Here is a 16,670-nt window from a genome sequence, read left to right as displayed (position 1 = left end):
GTTGTTTCCGGTGCTTCGACCCCGCTGCGCCTTTGCTGTTGCTTCAACTTAAGCATTCAGCCATCTGGAAACAAAAAACCCTGACGTTTCGGTCAGGGCTTCGGTTTATTCATCAATCTTGTATTTCTTGAAGAAGGAGTCCCAATCCCACAGGAAATTGACCATCACCTGGTCCATTCTTTTCAGGAATAACGGATTCGGGGACTGAAGGCGTCTGAAGTATTCATCCTGGAAATCATTCAGGTCGTATTTCTGGAATACTGCTTTAGACATCGCATAAACCATATTCTTGGAAGGATGGTTGATACGCTGCATAAATTTTTGATATTCACGTACTTTTGCTTCCGCATCAATAGCAGACACTCCCATCAGTGAACCCAGTTGTTCAAAAATGATCTTTTCGATCCTGTTTGCCTGAACCGTCTCAAAAGTCGTCTCCAGAGCAGAAATATTCGCAACAACTACAATCATGGTAAATTGTCCGTTGCGTTCCACAGGAATGGAAGGTGAAGTAACAAAAGCCAAGTCTTCATTGATTAGATCCACAACCTCAACGAAACCATTGTCGACAATCTCGAAGATCCCGTTCAGGAAAACATTCGCTAACTGTGTGTCCGACAATCTTTTTTTTAATAGTGTCCCTAGCATAGGCCTGCATTATTCGTTACTTACAAATTTAGGTGGGAACGCCCTGTTATTTTTAAAGCATGTTATTTAAATGTTAACTAAGTTATTAACATTCTTTGTCCAAGTTTTCACAAACTTTCAACGCTTTTGGTTTTTGGTTGTACATTTATGAAAAGAGCAGTATGAGAGTGTGTCGAGCCTTTGTCTTTTTCCCAATCCTATTCGTGTTTTCATGCTCCGGTGAAAACAACACCAACGTTTCCGACACTTCTGACAAAATCCGTACTCTTTCCGGAAAACAACAACGCGATACTGTCTTCTTAAACTTCGTCATTCCCGAAAAAACCATTCTTGCGCAGCGCACCGGAAAATTGGAACGCCTGGTAGAGAATCCGGAATTCAAAAAGAACAGCCTGCTCGTACAATTCGACAATTACGATTCATTTGTAGAGCTCAGCGGCGAGAAAGAAGCACTGAAAAGTGATTTAACGGACCTGCTCAATAATCTTCCGAAATCACTGCAGCCCATTGAAAAGAAATGGCGCGATTTTGCTGCAAAACTGACTCCCGATAAGATCATGCCTGCTTTCCCGGTTTTTGAATACAAAGAAGAGGCAGGATTCTTCGAAGAAGCGAAAATCAGGGAAAAATACGATGCCATCCAAAAGAAAGAAGCTGCTGTGCAGAATTATTTTCAATTAAGCCCGGAAGATGGCTTCATCACGCAAACATATGCTCACACCGATGAGTATGTCAAAAAGAACAAACCCCTCATTACGTATCACCCGAAAAAAATCAAAGTCATGGCCGAGGCGGCTTTTCCACTATCCAAATCCATTACGAAGCAAATTAAAAATGACTTGTTGATCCGTATTCCGGTTGGTCAGATCCGGGTAATCCTTAAAACGCCTACAACCATCCGGTATTCATTGACCCTGAATCAGAAACTGGATCCTAAAATCTGCCCGAAATATGTGATCATCAACCAGGACCAAAATGTATTCCGAGTTCCGAAGGATTTTGTAGGGAGGGATAAAAAAGTAAGTGTTTCCGGGGAAAAAGAAAAGTTGCAGGCTTATTATAAAAACGGTCAATATGTGATTTATAGCGACAAACCCTCTTTAAAAATTCAGAAAATCTGATTCACATTACTCAGCACAACAACAACTCAAAGTCACAACATTTCGATATTTCAAAATCGCAACATTTCAAAATTGCGAAATTTCAACATGGCTATATTGCCATGTTCATTAAAGGGATTATTTTTTCTTTATGAAGTAATTATCCTGGAATTCGATCGGGTAGCTTTGGATCACAATCGTGTCTCCTCTATAAAACATGGGTTCGTAATTTCCCTTACTTCCGAAAAGCACATGATTTTCACCATCCAAAAAAGGCATTTTAATTCCCACGAAATAAGTGATTTATAGTGATACCCCCCCCTTTAAAAATTCAGAAAATCTGATTCACATCACTCCGGCACAGCAACATCTCAAAGTCACAACATTTCGATATTTCAAAATTGCAACAACTCAAAATCGCGAAATTTCAATATGGCTATATTGCCATGTTCATTAAATGGAATTATTTTTTCTTTATGAAGTAATTATCCTGGAATTCGATCGGGTAGCTTTGGATCACAATCGTGTCTCCTCTATAAAACATGGGTTCGTAATTCCCCTTACTTCCGAAAAGCACGTGATTTTCATCATCCAGAAAAGGCATTTTAGTTTCCACGAAATGCATTTTCCGCTCTTTCTTTTTATTCCTGAAAAACAAAATCTGGTCTTTCTTCGTGATCTTTACCGTAAACACATCTTTCCCGTCTTTTGCATAAGAAGTAGATCTGTCTGCAACCGATTTGTAAAAATCGTAGTCTCCTAATAACTCAGGATAAACCCGTTCAATAAGTCCGTCGCTTTTAAACGAACACAACAAAAAAACAACTCCGATAATTAGACATACTTGTTTCATACCAGCGAAAGTACCCAATTTATTCGAGCTGTCCTTCCGGATTTGATGGAAGTAACGTCCTGATTGATTTTATTGTATATTTGATTCAATGAGAAAAAGGAACTATTACCTGCTTATCGGACTTTTTGTAACGGCGTGTACTTTCAGGTCATTTGCTCAGGATATCCATTTCTCGCACCTCAACCGGCAGCCTATTTACCAAAATCCGGCCAACTCAGGCCTTTTTGCGGGAGATATCCGCCTGACGGGAAATTACAAAGACCAGTGGAGAAGTGTCACTGTTCCTTTTCAAACTTTTGCTGTAGCAGGCGATATGAAGTGGAAACAAAAAGGAATCAATTTCGGAGCAATTCTCTTTCACGACAATGTGGGCGACGGATTTTATCAAACCCTGGAATTCCTGGGAAGTGTTGCCAAAAACCTGAAATTAACTTCCGATTCTTCCCAAACACTGAGTGTCGGCATACAAGTAGGACTGAATTACCGCAAGGTAAACATGGATAAATTCTACTTCGACAATCAATTCAACGGGATCATTTTCGATGCCAGCCTGCCAACGAATGAGGCCTACCAAAACGACAGCCGTGCAAATTTGACCAGCGCCGTCGGGATTGTACATTGTTACTATTACGGAAAAGGAAATTCGGTGAAAACCGGACTCAGCGGACATAATTTAAACCGCCCGAACCAGGGATTTTACGGGGTAAAAGTTCCGAGAGACATCCGTTTCAGCCTTTTTTCGCAGGTAGATCACGCAATCAATAAAGAATTGGCCGTTATTCCCGGATTGGGATTCAATCTCCAGGGAAAATACCGCGAATTGATCATCGGTTCGCAGGTGCGCTATACGCTGATCAACAAACTGGGAACCTATCGTGCTGTTGACGGCGGATTGTGGTTCCGCTCACGGGATGCAGTAGTTGTTCGCCTGGGACTCGCCATGCAGAACTGGTCGGTAGCTGCCAGTTACGACACCAATATTTCCAAGTTGATTCCGGCAAGTACGGCCCGCGGAGGACTCGAAATCTCCGTTGAATACATCATTACCCGTTTCAAACCCAAAAAAGTCGTTCACCGCATATGTCCAGATTATATTTAATCCTATTTGCCCTTCTTTCATTTACCGGCTACGGACAAAATCTGCTGGGTAAATACCTCGACTTTGCAGACGAGCAATACGCAAAAGGAGATTACATCTATGCGCTTCAGTATTATGAAAAAGCCATGGAAATGGATTCCAATACGGTGAGTATTTTATGGAAATATGCCGAAACATTGCGGGCTTATAAAGATTACCGGAGAGCAAGCTATTACTATCAAAAAGTATACGAAAAAGAAGAAACATCCATGTACCCGGCGAGTTTGCTCCAATGGGCATTGATGGAAAAACAGAACGGCCATTATGCCGAAGCGATCGAATTATTCAAACGGGCCAAAAAGAAGTATTCGAAAGACAAACGGACCTACAATTACCTGAAGTCCAAGCGCGAACTGGAATCTTGTTTATGGGCTCAGGCCGCATTGAAAGACACTTCCGACCTGGAACCAATCGAACTTCCGAAAGGATTGAACACGGTCAATTCGGAATTCGGGCACACTGTTTCCCAGGGACAATTCGTTCTCTCTTCCATGCGCAGCAAGAAAGAAAATACGGGCGAAGAAATGCTTGACGACAACTACAAGAACCGGCTTTACTTTACAGCCTGGAAAGACAGTTTGAAAGAAGTCAACCCGGGATTATTGGAAGCATTGAACAAAGCAGAGGTCAATACCGGGAACGGGGCTTTTTCTCCGGACGGCAAAAGGTTCTATTACAGCAATTGCGGCGGCGATGAAAATCAATTCAACTGCCAGATCTGGGTTTCTTCCTTCCAAAACGGAAAATGGTCCAACCCGAATCCGCTCGGAGAGATCATCAACGAACCCGGAACGAACAATACGACTCCGACTATTGCAGTCATCGAGAACGAAGAATGGCTGATCTTTTCCTCCAATCGCGAAGACGGAAAAGGCGGAATGGACCTCTACTATTCGGTGATTAAAAACAACGGAAACCAGTTTTCAAAAGTCAGGGCGTTGAATGCTGCCAATTCACCGGATAACGACATCAGCCCGTTTTACAATGCCGACAAGAAACGCCTGTATTTTTCCTCTTCCTGGTTCGACGGTTTTGGCGGTTACGACGTGTTTTACACCGAACTAAAGAACGGAAGATGGGAAGCACCACAAAACCTGGGGTTGCCGATCAATAGTGCCGCAAACGACATTTACTATTTCGAGGACCGCGACAGCATGTATGTTTCCAGTAACCGGCTCGGAGTGCAATACGTCAAAAATCCAACGTGCTGCAGCGATATTTTCGGGTATAAACATCCGCGTATCATCGTTCCGGAAACCAAGAAGGAAACTCTCGCAGAACTGAACAAACGGCTTCCGGTAACGCTTTACTTCCACAACGACATTCCGGATCCGCGTTCCAAAGAAACCACCACCAAAGTCAATTACATCAACAGCTACAACGATTACATCGCCATGCTTCCCGAATACCGGAAAGAATATTCCAAAGGTTTAAGTGCCGAAAAAATAGTGGAAGCAGAAGAAGACATCGAGAGCTTTTTCCTGGAATACGTGGAACAGGGAGTGAAAGACCTGGTGTTGTTCCAGACACTTTTACTGGAAGAACTCCAAAAAGGATTTCAAATACGCCTGAACATCCGCGGTTTTGCTTCTCCACTGGCGAAAACGGAATACAACGTGGCTTTGACCCAGCGCCGGATTATGTCGCTCGGAAATTATTTGAGGGCTTATGACAACGGTATTTTCGCTCCGTATCTCGACGGAACGGCAGGCAATGGCGGAAAGCTGGAACTGGTTGGTGTTCCTTACGGGGAATATACTGCCAATCAGATCACCAGCGACAACCCGAACGATGTGAAAAACTCGGTTTTCTCCCGAGCGGCAGCCAGGGAACGGAAAATTGAGATCCAAAGTGTGAGCTACCTGGAAACGGATTCCATTTTCTTCTTCGTAGACTGTGTGCCGAATGTCATTACGCTCGGCAAGATCCAGCAGGGAGAAAAAAGTTTCCAGTTCACGGTTCACAACAACCATGAAAAAAGTCTGAAGATCAGTGCCATTAAAACAGAAGGCGATTTGGTGAATTTCACATTCGGAAGTAACGTTCCGCCTCACGGAAATTCGCTCATACAGGCGGTAACCGTCAAAAAACTACCGGACGGAATTTTCTCTTTCCCGATCCTCATTTATTTTGAAGGTTACACCACTCCGATTCGGTTGATGCTGCTGGGCGAAACGCCTAAATAGCAAATTCTTGAATTGAATGGTTATAAAATGTATCTTTGCGCGTAAATCCAAACTATGACAGTAGAAAGTGGTGAATTGCCATTGGCGGCCCGTCCGAGATTGAAGTTTATAGATATGGCTCGTTCGATAGCCATTCTGATGATGCTGGAAGGCCATTTTACCGGTTCGGCGCTTGCTGATAAATACCGGGACGACAATAATTGGCTCTTTAATTTCTGGCACAATCTCCACGGACTTACATCTCCCCTGTTCTTTGCTGTAACCGGAGTTGTATTCGTTTACCTGTTGAGTAAAAATACCGATGAGCCTTATTTCAGTAATGAACGGGTAAAAAAAGGATTCGGGCGCGTGAAAATGCTATTATTTTGGGGTTATTTGATCCAATTCGACCTGATTACATTTATCCGCGATACCAGCTATGGTTTTGAAGCCTGGGGAAAACTGAAGAATGCCAGTTTCTTTGACATGATCGGCTCATGGTTCCACGATGTTTTCGTTCCTTTCTTTCCAACGGCATATAATGCCAAAGCATGGATTTTCACCTATCATTTCAGCTGGTTCCAGGCATTTCACGTTTTGCAGTCCATCGGGTTCGGGATTTTCTTCCTGCTGTTGACTTTCGGGATTTACAAAATCATTAAAAAAGGGCCGCTTTACTTGTATTACCTGGCAGCGGGATTAACGATTTTCATCATTTACGGATACCTGAAAGAACACATCAAATTGTATGGTGTTTCCGAAGGAATCAAAACGCCGAAAGATCCGAATTACTTCATTCCGCACGGAGCACCGAAGTTTGTTCAGAATATGATCTACGGAGAATTCTCCGACTTCAGTTTTGTGCGTTATTCCGGGTATGTGTTGATGGGAGGAATGATCGGAGCGATTATCCGTCATTACGAACACAATGTACGCAAGTGGTGGTTCGGTGTAACGTTTATTGTCATCGGTTTGTTCTTCAACATAGCCGGACAAAGCCTTTTCCATGAAATCGACCAGTTAACAAACTGGATTGGCGGAACGGGATGTTTCGAAAACAACACGACCGGTTTTGCCCGTTTGGGACAGGTTGCCATGTTGTTGGGAACGTTAATGCTCGTAGATGCAAACTTCAAGATCAATGCACCGTTGTTCCTGAAAATGGGCCAGACCACCTTCCCGGTTTATATCGTTCACGTGATTATCCTGTATGCAGGAATTATTGGCATAGGACTTGATCCGGAGCCGTGGTATCACAGACAATTCAATCCATGGGTCGCAGTTTCCATTTCAGCATTCTTTATCACATGCTTCGTCATCATGGTGAAGTACATCGAACCGTTAACGGAACTGTACTACAAAGTCTTCGGTATTTTCTATCCTAAACGAAAAAAAAAGCTTCGTAAATGAATAAATTAGCATTATTCTTTTCTTTAATCACCGGTCTTAGTTTTGGTCAGCAGCCTACAAACGTTCTTTTTATCGGGAACAGTTTTACGCACATGAACAACATGCCGAAGATTTTCGAGCACTTGGCGCAATCAAAAGGGAAAAATGTTTACGCGGATTCCATTGCCGTGAGCGGAAGTACTTTAAAAGCACACAGCGAACGTCCGAGTACCTATGTCAAAATGAAAACCCGTAAGTGGGACTATGTTTTGATCCAGGGGTTCTCCCGCGAGTTTGCGGAAGACAGTTCCGTAATCCTGAAAGAATCAATCCCGTATGCAAAAATATTGATCGACAGCGTGCTGAAAACGAGTCCTTGTGCCCAGATTTATTTCTACATGACCTGGGGCTACGAAAAAGGCTACCCGGAACAACCGGCAAATGACACCTATCCGAAAATGCAGCAACGCATCTGGAACGGCTATATGATGATGAGTGATTCCCTGCATTACCCGGTAATTCCTGTGGGAATGGTCTGGAAGAACATCCGGGAAACACACCCGGAAATTGATTTGTATTTCACAGACCGCTATCACCCGAATGCTTTGGGAAGTTTTACGGCGGCATGCACGGCTTTTGCATCCATTTACAAAGAATCTCCGGTTGGCGGAACTGCTCCGAAAAGAGTAGACAGCACGTATTGGAAAATCATTGAACAGGCAGCAGCGAATGTTGTGCTGAAGAACCTGAACCAGTACAAACTGAACCAGACACGTGTTTTCGACATTAAAGAAACGCCGGTAATGGATTTCAAGGTGAAGGAAACCTGGCTGGCAGCGCAATTTACCAATCAGACCAACAACAAGGGAGAGTACTATTGGGATTTCGGGGACGGAGTGACTTCCACCAAGAAAAATCCGAAGCATTACTACAAAACTTCCGGAACGTACACGGTAACACTTCATATGAGGCAGAACTGTAACAATTTTACGCTGAAGAAGCGGGTCACGGTTTCCAATAAGGTCAAAAAAGCAAATCAGGGAAAATAATCAGAAGGAGAAACAAAGTGAGGTTCAACCCACGTGTGCTGTTTCAATTTTCTGAACCTGATTCTAAATAAAGTAACGCTCTGTTCCGGGAACTGCTAAGAATGATAAGCAGAACGAAGTCAAATCCTCATTCTCATTCTCATTCTGCCCTCAGGTACGACTGAAATTCTTCCGTACGGTATTCTTTACCTACAAATTGCTGAATACGTTCATATTCCTCCTGGTTCTGAATTGCCAGTTTATCTGCTCCCTGCGGACTTTTTCCATAAATAGCCGAATACATCGTACAAGCCACCAGGTAAGACCCTTCATAGGTCGGATGTGAATTGTCTTTGAGGTATAATCTGGAATCGGGATATTTCACGACATAACTTCTCCAGACCTTTCCAACGGGAACGACCGGAACATGGTACCGGTTTTTCAGGTTATCGTAGCCTGCCGCAACAGCATGAAGCATGGAATCCGGGTCCGAGAAACGTTTTGTTTTAGGATCTCCTTTACGGTAAGGCCAGGTCATGTAAAAATACACCTTCGCATCTTTTTGGTGTTCCCGGATCATTCCGAACATTTTGTCCAGCGCAGGATAAGTACGTTTATTGAAACGCGCAGAATCCCGGAGCATGTCCCGCGATGATCCCTGCAATACAATCACATCCCATTTCTGGTTGCGGAAAGCCTTGTAGAGCTTTTTGCGTTTGGCCTGCAGGTAAAAGGTATATTTTCCTCTTGTAATGTGGGATACTTCGACTTGTTCGCCTTTAGACTCGGCTATCTGTTCAAAGATTGCAGGCATGTTATTCCGGTAGGTATAACTATTACCTACGAAAAGGATGTGGGTTGTTTTGTGGGAGTCGGAACAGGAAAAGCAACCGAAAAGAAGCAGAACGAATAAAAAGTTAGTCGTCCTGCCTGAATTCATTTTATGCATTTTGAATGTCTTGTGCAATCTGTGCCAGTTCTTCCTGGCTAAGGGTCAATTTTTCCTGGGCAAAATTCATATCTGCGATTCCATTGATAGGAATCAGGTGAATGTGTGCATGAGGCACTTCCAATCCGATAACGGTAACGCCGATCTTTCGGCAGGGAAATACTTTTTTGATCTTATGGGACACAGACTTGGCAAAGATCATCATTGCTGCAAGTTCCGAATCTTCCATATCGAAGATATAATCCGTTTCCTTTTTGGGAATGACCAAAGTATGTCCTTTTCTCAAAGGCATAATGTCCAGGAACGCCAGGAAATCATCGTTTTCTGCAATCTTGTGACACGGAATTTCCCCGGAAATTATTTTTGAAAAGATCGTAGCCATTAGCGTGCAATATCCATTACCTCAAACTTCATGATGCCGTTCGGTGTTTGCACATCTGCAATGTCACCTACTTTCTTTCCTAAAAGTCCTTTTCCGATCGGAGAATCCACAGAAATCTTTTTCTCTTTCAGATCAGCTTCACTTTCAGCAACCAGGGTATATTCCATTTCCATATTGTTGTTCACGTTCTTGATTTTTACGCGTGACAAAATGAATACTTTGGAATTGTCCATCAACGAATTGTCAATGATACGTGCTTTGGAAAGCAATTCTTCCATCTTCGCAATCTTCATCTCCAATAACCCCTGCGCCTCTTTTGCTGCATCATATTCAGCATTTTCAGACAAATCACCTTTATCTCTGGCTTCAGCAATTTGCTCTGATATACGCGGACGCTGCACTGTTTTCATTTCGTGCAATTCATCCTTCAACTTCTTAAGTCCTTCCTCTGTATAATATGCGAAATCTGACATAATTCTTTCTTTGTTATGAGCTATAAATAACAACAAGAGAGCCCAATGGACTCTCCTGTTGCAACAAATATATGTTTTTTTATCTATCGAAACAATAGAATTTTCGGTAATTCGACGTGTTTTTACAGCCAATCAGACAATTTCCGGTTGCCTTCTTAACTAAATAAGCAGCTGAAATCCGTTAAATTGTTTCCAGGTCGACCTGGCGCATTCCACCGAAGAACTTCACAATGCGCTCCCCGATTCCGGGTACTTCCACGTGGATCAGGTACACACCGCTGGCAATCGGAACGCCGATGGTATTCTTCAAATCCCAATCAATAAACGTCACCTGGTTGTCTTTTTTAAACTGACGGATCAACTTACCACTCACGTTGTAAATGGTCACCGTACACTGGTCCGGCAGGTTTACAATCTTCACACGCGTGTCGATTCTGTTTCTTTCGTATTCAGAGAAAGCATAATACGGATTCGGTACCACATTGATCAGGTCCAGCGCGGATGCCAACACATCTCTGCTAGCCGTTGTTGTTTGCAGATCATCCATGGACCAGGAATACATCGGACGGCCTCCGTTCAATCCCGTTGCATTAAAATCCGCGTATTGCTTATTGACACGTAATTGGATACGCACATCCGACTCCATGTACTCATGTCCGGCAGCTGTTACCGTATTTGCAATCCACATCAGGCTCGTAAAGAGTTTTTTATACGATGCCGAATTTCCAAGCTGGTACTGATCGTATACCCAGTTGTTCACCCCGTCATAATAAGGACACCCTTCCCCGTTGATATCCACTCCGAATATCCAGATCGGCTGGTTACCACCAACTACCGGCAAACCATTTTCATCGAATACCCTGTCTGAGGGATTCCAGATCATATCGGCTCCGTTGTCTCCTCCCAGGAACGAGTTCTCTCCGAAAGCCATGTGTAAACGCGCTCCTGTTTCCAAATCGATCGCATATCCCGGGAACCATCCCATTCCCATGGTTCCGGATCCATCCGGCTGTCCGTCCTTACCGACCGACTGGGCTGCACGTAATTTTCCTTTTGCGCCGCCTCCCTGGTTCAGGTTAGCATCACGCCCCAGTTCAATCACCGGGCAACGTGTCCATTTCGCGGGATCTTTCGTAATGACGATATCTACACTGGGCAAATACTTGATCGATGCATTCAAGCGCGCCGATGGATAAGCATTGTAATTGGGCGGATAAGCAAGCGGCATGAAATCGCGTTGATAACCGGTGAGTTTATGCGGTCCGACCCCTCCACCGAGCAACTTGTTATACTGTTCCTTCGGATCTCGTCCTATTTCATCCGGGTAAGCACACGGACTGAGGTATCCCGGCCCATTAAATCCGGCACATTCTGTCAATGAATCCGGATTATACGTTCCTGTTCTGAGCCAGTTTCTAGGTGTAAAGGATGCGTCATCCCGGATGAAATCCAGCCACTGCTTCGTAGAATCCGAGAAGGAAATACTTGCCGACAAAGGATCCGCATACAATCCGTTCGAAGATGTTACCGAACTTGGGAAATAATACTTTTCCTGGACAATTTCTATGGAAACTCCCCATTTGGGAACCATCACTACTTGTTCATTTTGCTGATCAATGGTCACATCGGATGCCACCGAATCGAGCAAAGTTGCCCCCGGGCCTTTCGTATCGTAATGGTAAACGATCCAGCTTGCCGTATCAATTCCTTTGTATTGGGATGCAGTATTTCCATTTCCTGAGACTCCCACATAGTTCCGGAATTTACATTCAAAATATCCTCCTACCACATTTAATGGGTCAATCACTTTCACATTGATCGGCCCGCCGTTGTAATCGTATTCCAATTCGTCCTTGAATCCATTGGCCACAATTGCACTCTCGGAAGCAGCTGTCAGCTGTAATTCGCGTCCTCCGTTCCCCGTTCCATCCAAACGTGTAATACGTGGTGTTTGTCCATAAACGGAATTTGCCTGTGAACCACCCAACTCAGGTGCTATTTTATGCGGAATAGCCGGAATTCCTTCCAATGGAGTACCATCCGCATTGATACGCGAGCGCAAATATGGTTTTTTCTGCCCGTCCAAATATTGTGGGTCTGTCGGATCGTAAGGTTTATAGTTGTTGTATCCGTAAGCAACCGCCAGGTAATAATAGGTTTTGAAGTTTACCAGCTTCCGGTCACCCTGGGCAAACAAATCTTCCGTTACACGAAATGTATGCTTAATTCCCGCATCTGCTCCTTTTACTTTCTCTACCGGGAACGAATAACCGGCTAATTCTTCGTCCGTTTCAAAATTAATCAGACGCTTCACTCCATTCTTGATATCACATTGCGCAACCAAACGGGCCACAGTCTGGTCATCCAGATCAGTTACACCCACTTGTGCATTTTTTAATTGGTAGATCTGATATCCTTCAAACCGGTAATACTTATCGTAAATAATCGGATCACCATTGGGTAACGTGTCACCCGCACCATTCGGATCAATAATTCCTATTTTATCTTCCCGGATGTATTTCTCCTGGTAATTGTTCGAATTGACCGGGTTGTCCAGCATAATGATCAATTCATTCCCCATTTCCTGGATAGTCATTACCGGGGCACTTGGCGGTTCCAAAATGCGGAAACAGTTGTCAAACAAAGCCTGAGCTTTCGTATCCGCTGTTTTCAATGCATTTACTGAAGAGAAGATTTCCCCTTCAAAGCTTCGTGCGTAAACGATACCAACAGTGATGTTGTTTACCGCTCCCGGAGTCAAGGTAAATGGTCCTGCAGACTGCACAAAACGGCGGTCACCGGAAGGATTTGAAGTAGATCCTGGTCCACAAGGCTCAAATTCTGACCACGGGAATCCCGGATCAACACCTCCTGTAGCCCAGTGCAAAGTATCCGAATCTGCCGGGAACATATAATTGGTACGAATTCCCGTCACGCAAGGTGCTCCCGGAAAACCTGTTCCTCCATAGTATAAAGGATTATTAAACTGCCACAATCCCTGCATGTAATTATAGAACTGACCGGATGACTCAGGATCCGCCTGGCCCGTAGGTGCATTCAACCCGGTGTAAATGGTAAAAGCACGCATCCCGTAACGTTCATTATCCACAATTCCGTCTCCATAACCGATACCCAGACCTCTGTAAACAATTCCCGTATCAAGCAATGCTTCTACTACCGTCGGAACCTCCCATTGTTTCGTAATGGAATCAAAAACAGGCCCCACATTATCTCTTCCATCCGCATTTTGATAAGGTCCTTCAAAAAAATCCACTCCGATGGCAGGAGGATTCGCTCCGAATCCCGGACGTCCGGAGTTCGGTTCGTCGTTCAGGTCACCGTTGTACATGTAGCTTAATCCGCGTGTTACGTCACAACCCGCATAGTCATCGTTGTAGTTTCCTAAATCGGCATCGATGTACTGGGAAAAATACGTATTGTACAAAGTCTGAGTACCCCGGTTGATCAACTCGTAGTTGTAGAAGGTCATTTTATTGATCTCGTCATCCGTTGCAAAAGCAAATGCCTGCGCATGTATTTCCATTCCGATCGGTTCGCCCTGTGATTCCGTATGAGCGTTTCCTTTGTCATTAAACACCCACCAGTTGGTAATGTCGCCAAACAAAGTGACACGTCTGTCAGATCCGCACTGAACTTCATCGCGACCAAGGATATCGTCGAACCAGGGATATTCACCGTCTTCCGGTTCGTAGACCAGGTCCAGATCATTGTCATGGAACGGTGCCAGGAACTGATCCTGTCCGCGACCAATGTCCCCGTTACCCGGCCAGGCATTGATCTGTGCCATCGTTTCATTGGACGGGGCAGGACAATCACCTGTTGTACATTCGTTCCAGATTATGAACTGCACGACTCCTGCTTTTGTAATGGTAAAGATATTGTCATACAACAAGCACTGATCCGCATCAATCGTTCCCAGACCATGGCCACGTTCTGCGTGATCTCCCTGAGGTACATTCGGATTATAGTTTCCGGACCCAAAATCAATACTTAGTGGACCCGGCCAGAAATCGTTGCCCTGACGGAATTTTACAGCTGCTAATTTCAACTGTCCGTTAACGTCTGTTCCACCCATCCAAAGTGCTCCTGCATAGATGGTGGTCACAACGGTTTCGCTTCCTTTCTTTTTCGGAACGGTATACGTTGCCAGCCCGTTTGCACGATCCAGGAACAATAATCCTCCTGTTTCCAGCTGACAACTGACATCGTTAAAGTCCATGGTTTTACGGTAGTTCGCAGGCGCACATGTTGCTGCTTTTGTTGATACCGGATTGGGTTTTGGCTTGCCGCCCTGTTTCCCGCTTTTCTCATAATCATGATTGTACGCATTGGCCTGACCAATAAAACACATCATCACTACGAGGGATAAGTAGTTCATTTTTCGTTTCATAACTTATTTTTTAGAAATCAAACTTGCTACTGATGCAGTCCCCGGTAAACTGATTTTGATGGGTAGCTTTCCCCTGTTAGGGTTGAAAAATAAAACGTTCGCTCCTAAAAAATGGTTGGTGGTTTTTCGAGAAATAACCGTGAAACACGCTCAAATTCAATTGAGTTGTAGTGCTCACCTATTCTATTGTCGAAATGAAGGTGTAAGTTGATGCTGAAAATTACCGCGAAAACAGAACAAAAAAAGAGCCCTGACGATAAATGTCAGGGCTCCTTATTATCAGCTTTCTTTTCAGAAAGTCAAAGGCTTATTTCAAGCTGATTGTAGCACCAAATGTGTGGATAATTCCAAACTGGCCTGCCAATCTCATGGCATATTCCAATCCTAAAGCAGATTTTTTCTTACCAACTAAAGCGTCAGCAGAGAAACCAGCTGTAAAACCAGTTAATGCATTTGAACGGTTTTCTGTTTTGAAGATTCCCTTCTCAGCGATGTATCCCGCACGAATGTTGAATGCAGCTTTGCTGATTGTCAATCCATAATCCAATCCTAAACGGTACTGGTCTTTTTGGAAAGAGTTTGCAGTAAATGCAGCTGCTACGATCAACTTATTGCTTTCATTGAAGTTGAAGTCATAAGACCCACCAATGTTCAACAAAGAAGGTAATTCAAACGTTGCAGCACGCTGCTCCAAAGTAGCCAGGTTACCATTTGTCAGGTAATTCACCTGATCAGATAAACCATCTCCTTTGTATTTCATTACAGGACCTACGTTTTTCAATGCAATACCAAATTTAATCTGGTCTTGTTCACCTGTAACGTATCGGATACCTGCATCGAAAGCAATACCGTTTGCTTTCAGGTTGGAAATACTTTCAGAAATTACTTTGAAGTTCACACCCCCGTAGATGCTTGATGAAAAGCTATGTGCAAAACCAATGTTAAACACGTTCATACGAGGAGAGAATGTTCCTTGAGTCGGCTCCGGTAAATCTACCGTTGTCTTATCAATATCTCCAAAGTTCATGGACTGAACCGAAACTGCGATAACTGTAGACGGAGTAATTCGCTGAGCGATACCTGCCGAGTTTAATGCAATTCCCGCACTTCCCATCCAGTTTGTACGGTCAAACTTGATCTGTGTCTTATCCGTAAATGCCAATCCTGCAATATTGGTGAAAGTAGCTTCCAAACCATTGACGTGAGATACACCTGCATCTCCGATACCAATACTTCTAGCCCATGGGTTCACTAATAATTCGGTAGCACCTGCGGATCCGATACGATCTTCGTTCCCAGCGAATACACTGGAGTAGCTCATCACTACCCCAGCAATTGCTGTATATCTTATAATTTTATTAATCGATTTCATACGTTTTACTTAACAGAATGAATTAAATTGTTTCAAGATCGACTTGGCGCATTCCTCCGAAGAACTTCACAATACGCTCACCAACACCAGGAACTTCAACGTGGATCAAATAAACACCGCTCGCAACCGGAACTCCAATCGTGTTCTTTAAATCCCAATCGATATACGTTACCTGATTGTCTTTCTTGAACTGACGGATCATTTTACCACTCACATTGTAAATGGTTACTGTACACTGATCCGGTAAGTTTACAATCTTAACACGTGTATCAATTCTGTTACGCTCATACTCCGAGAACGCATAGTACGGGTTCGGTACCACATTGATCAGATCCAACGCGGATGCCAATACGTCTCTGCTTGCTGTCGTTGTCTGAAGATCATCCATTGACCAGGAATACATCGGACGTCCTCCGTTCATCCCCGTTGCAGTGTAATCGGTGTATTGCTTGTTCACACGAACTTTCATACGTACGTCTGTTTCCATGAAATCATGGCCTGCTGCTGTGATCGTGTTGGCGATCCACATCAAGCTGGTGAACAAACGCTTGTAAGCAGTTGTGTTACCAATCTGGTACTGATCGTAAACCCAGTTATTCACTCCATCGTAGTAAGGACAACCCTCACCGTTGATATCTACTCCGAATACCCAGATCGGCTGGTTACCTCCGAATACCGGAAGCCCGTTTCCGTCAACTTGTCGGTCGGATGGGTTCCAAACCATGTCTGCTCCGTTGTCTCCTCCCAAGAATGAGTTCTCTC

General features: G+C 44.0%; 14 protein-coding genes. 5 read left to right on the top strand and 9 right to left on the bottom strand.

Annotated elements, in window-relative coordinates; all coding sequences use genetic code 11:
- Positions 1 to 105 precede the first annotated feature (105 nt).
- Positions 106 to 621, bottom strand: coding sequence for a hypothetical protein (locus tag ABDW02_RS00070; RefSeq protein WP_343630899.1), 516 nt, complete (start codon positions 619 to 621; stop codon positions 106 to 108).
- Positions 622 to 809: 188 nt separating this feature from the next.
- On the opposite strand from ABDW02_RS00070, the gene ABDW02_RS00065 reads away from it, so the two are divergent.
- Positions 810 to 1,769: a hypothetical protein gene (locus tag ABDW02_RS00065; RefSeq protein ID WP_343630897.1), complete on the top strand. Its 960-nt coding sequence runs from the start codon at positions 810 to 812 to the stop codon at positions 1,767 to 1,769.
- 117 nt (positions 1,770 to 1,886) lie between these two features.
- Here ABDW02_RS00065 and ABDW02_RS00060 read toward each other — a convergent pair whose 3' ends face one another.
- Positions 1,887 to 2,039 (bottom strand): hypothetical protein, encoded by a 153-nt coding sequence (locus ABDW02_RS00060; RefSeq protein WP_343630895.1) that lies wholly within the window; start codon positions 2,037 to 2,039, stop codon positions 1,887 to 1,889.
- A 172-nt stretch (positions 2,040 to 2,211) separates the two neighbouring features.
- Positions 2,212 to 2,601 (bottom strand): hypothetical protein, encoded by a 390-nt coding sequence (locus ABDW02_RS00055; RefSeq protein WP_343630893.1) that lies wholly within the window; start codon positions 2,599 to 2,601, stop codon positions 2,212 to 2,214.
- An 88-nt stretch (positions 2,602 to 2,689) separates the two neighbouring features.
- Between ABDW02_RS00055 and ABDW02_RS00050 the strand changes: the two genes are divergently transcribed.
- From ABDW02_RS00050 to ABDW02_RS00035, 4 genes are read left to right on the top strand one after another with little or no spacing between them, the layout of a single operon-like run.
- Positions 2,690 to 3,700, top strand: coding sequence for a PorP/SprF family type IX secretion system membrane protein (locus tag ABDW02_RS00050; protein ID WP_343630891.1), 1,011 nt, complete (start codon positions 2,690 to 2,692; stop codon positions 3,698 to 3,700).
- Positions 3,682 to 5,925, top strand: coding sequence for a hypothetical protein (locus ABDW02_RS00045; protein ID WP_343630889.1), 2,244 nt, complete (start codon positions 3,682 to 3,684; stop codon positions 5,923 to 5,925). The genes ABDW02_RS00050 and ABDW02_RS00045 overlap by 19 nt, the downstream gene beginning before the upstream one ends.
- A 54-nt stretch (positions 5,926 to 5,979) precedes the next feature.
- Entirely contained in the window at positions 5,980 to 7,314 is a 1,335-nt protein-coding gene (locus ABDW02_RS00040; RefSeq protein ID WP_343630887.1) for an acyltransferase, read from the top strand.
- On the top strand, positions 7,311 to 8,342 hold the full coding sequence (locus tag ABDW02_RS00035; protein WP_343630885.1) for a DUF4886 domain-containing protein: 1,032 nt from the start codon (positions 7,311 to 7,313) through the stop codon (positions 8,340 to 8,342). Before ABDW02_RS00040 ends, ABDW02_RS00035 begins: the two co-directional genes overlap by 4 nt.
- Positions 8,343 to 8,481: 139 nt before the next feature.
- Here ABDW02_RS00035 and ABDW02_RS00030 read toward each other — a convergent pair whose 3' ends face one another.
- The 6 genes from ABDW02_RS00030 to ABDW02_RS00005 form a co-directional block, all read right to left on the bottom strand.
- A complete protein-coding gene (locus tag ABDW02_RS00030) occupies positions 8,482 to 9,261 on the bottom strand; it encodes a DUF4886 domain-containing protein (protein WP_343630883.1) in 780 nt (259 codons plus the stop codon).
- Position 9,262: 1 nt separating this feature from the next.
- Positions 9,263 to 9,652: an HIT family protein gene (locus ABDW02_RS00025; protein ID WP_343630881.1), complete on the bottom strand. Its 390-nt coding sequence runs from the start codon at positions 9,650 to 9,652 to the stop codon at positions 9,263 to 9,265.
- Complete coding sequence (greA, locus tag ABDW02_RS00020; RefSeq protein ID WP_343630879.1) at positions 9,652 to 10,125, bottom strand: transcription elongation factor GreA; 474 nt, start codon at positions 10,123 to 10,125, stop codon at positions 9,652 to 9,654. Before greA ends, ABDW02_RS00025 begins: the two co-directional genes overlap by 1 nt.
- Before the next feature lie 181 nt (positions 10,126 to 10,306).
- Positions 10,307 to 14,536 (bottom strand): T9SS type A sorting domain-containing protein, encoded by a 4,230-nt coding sequence (locus ABDW02_RS00015; protein WP_343630877.1) that lies wholly within the window; start codon positions 14,534 to 14,536, stop codon positions 10,307 to 10,309.
- 307 nt (positions 14,537 to 14,843) lie between these two features.
- Positions 14,844 to 15,908 (bottom strand): PorV/PorQ family protein, encoded by a 1,065-nt coding sequence (locus ABDW02_RS00010; RefSeq protein ID WP_343630875.1) that lies wholly within the window; start codon positions 15,906 to 15,908, stop codon positions 14,844 to 14,846.
- Between the two features lie 22 nt (positions 15,909 to 15,930).
- Positions 15,931 to 16,670 (bottom strand): T9SS type A sorting domain-containing protein (locus tag ABDW02_RS00005; protein ID WP_343630873.1); only part of this gene is annotated, 740 nt, incomplete at its 5' end.

It is taken from the genome of Fluviicola sp. (assembly GCF_039596395.1).
In the GTDB taxonomy this organism is placed as follows: domain Bacteria; phylum Bacteroidota; class Bacteroidia; order Flavobacteriales_D; family Crocinitomicaceae; genus Fluviicola.
The sequence above is the reverse complement of the archived record's forward strand: the minus strand, read 5'-3'. Positions and strand labels throughout refer to the sequence as shown.

What these genes read in the sequence shown, in the direction of transcription:
- greA (WP_343630879.1), bottom strand. Translation starts at nt 10,125, where the DNA reads ATGTCAGATTTCGCATATTATACAGAGGAAGGACTTAAGAAGTTGAAG.
- ABDW02_RS00015 (WP_343630877.1), bottom strand. Translation starts at nt 14,536, where the DNA reads ATGAAACGAAAAATGAACTACTTATCCCTCGTAGTGATGATGTGTTTT.
- ABDW02_RS00050 (WP_343630891.1), top strand. Translation starts at nt 2,690, where the DNA reads ATGAGAAAAAGGAACTATTACCTGCTTATCGGACTTTTTGTAACGGCG.
- ABDW02_RS00065 (WP_343630897.1), top strand. Translation starts at nt 810, where the DNA reads ATGAGAGTGTGTCGAGCCTTTGTCTTTTTCCCAATCCTATTCGTGTTT.
- ABDW02_RS00055 (WP_343630893.1), bottom strand. Translation starts at nt 2,601, where the DNA reads ATGAAACAAGTATGTCTAATTATCGGAGTTGTTTTTTTGTTGTGTTCG.
- ABDW02_RS00045 (WP_343630889.1), top strand. Translation starts at nt 3,682, where the DNA reads ATGTCCAGATTATATTTAATCCTATTTGCCCTTCTTTCATTTACCGGC.
- ABDW02_RS00025 (WP_343630881.1), bottom strand. Translation starts at nt 9,652, where the DNA reads ATGGCTACGATCTTTTCAAAAATAATTTCCGGGGAAATTCCGTGTCAC.
- ABDW02_RS00040 (WP_343630887.1), top strand. Translation starts at nt 5,980, where the DNA reads ATGACAGTAGAAAGTGGTGAATTGCCATTGGCGGCCCGTCCGAGATTG.
- ABDW02_RS00030 (WP_343630883.1), bottom strand. Translation starts at nt 9,261, where the DNA reads ATGAATTCAGGCAGGACGACTAACTTTTTATTCGTTCTGCTTCTTTTC.
- ABDW02_RS00035 (WP_343630885.1), top strand. Translation starts at nt 7,311, where the DNA reads ATGAATAAATTAGCATTATTCTTTTCTTTAATCACCGGTCTTAGTTTT.
- ABDW02_RS00010 (WP_343630875.1), bottom strand. Translation starts at nt 15,908, where the DNA reads ATGAAATCGATTAATAAAATTATAAGATATACAGCAATTGCTGGGGTA.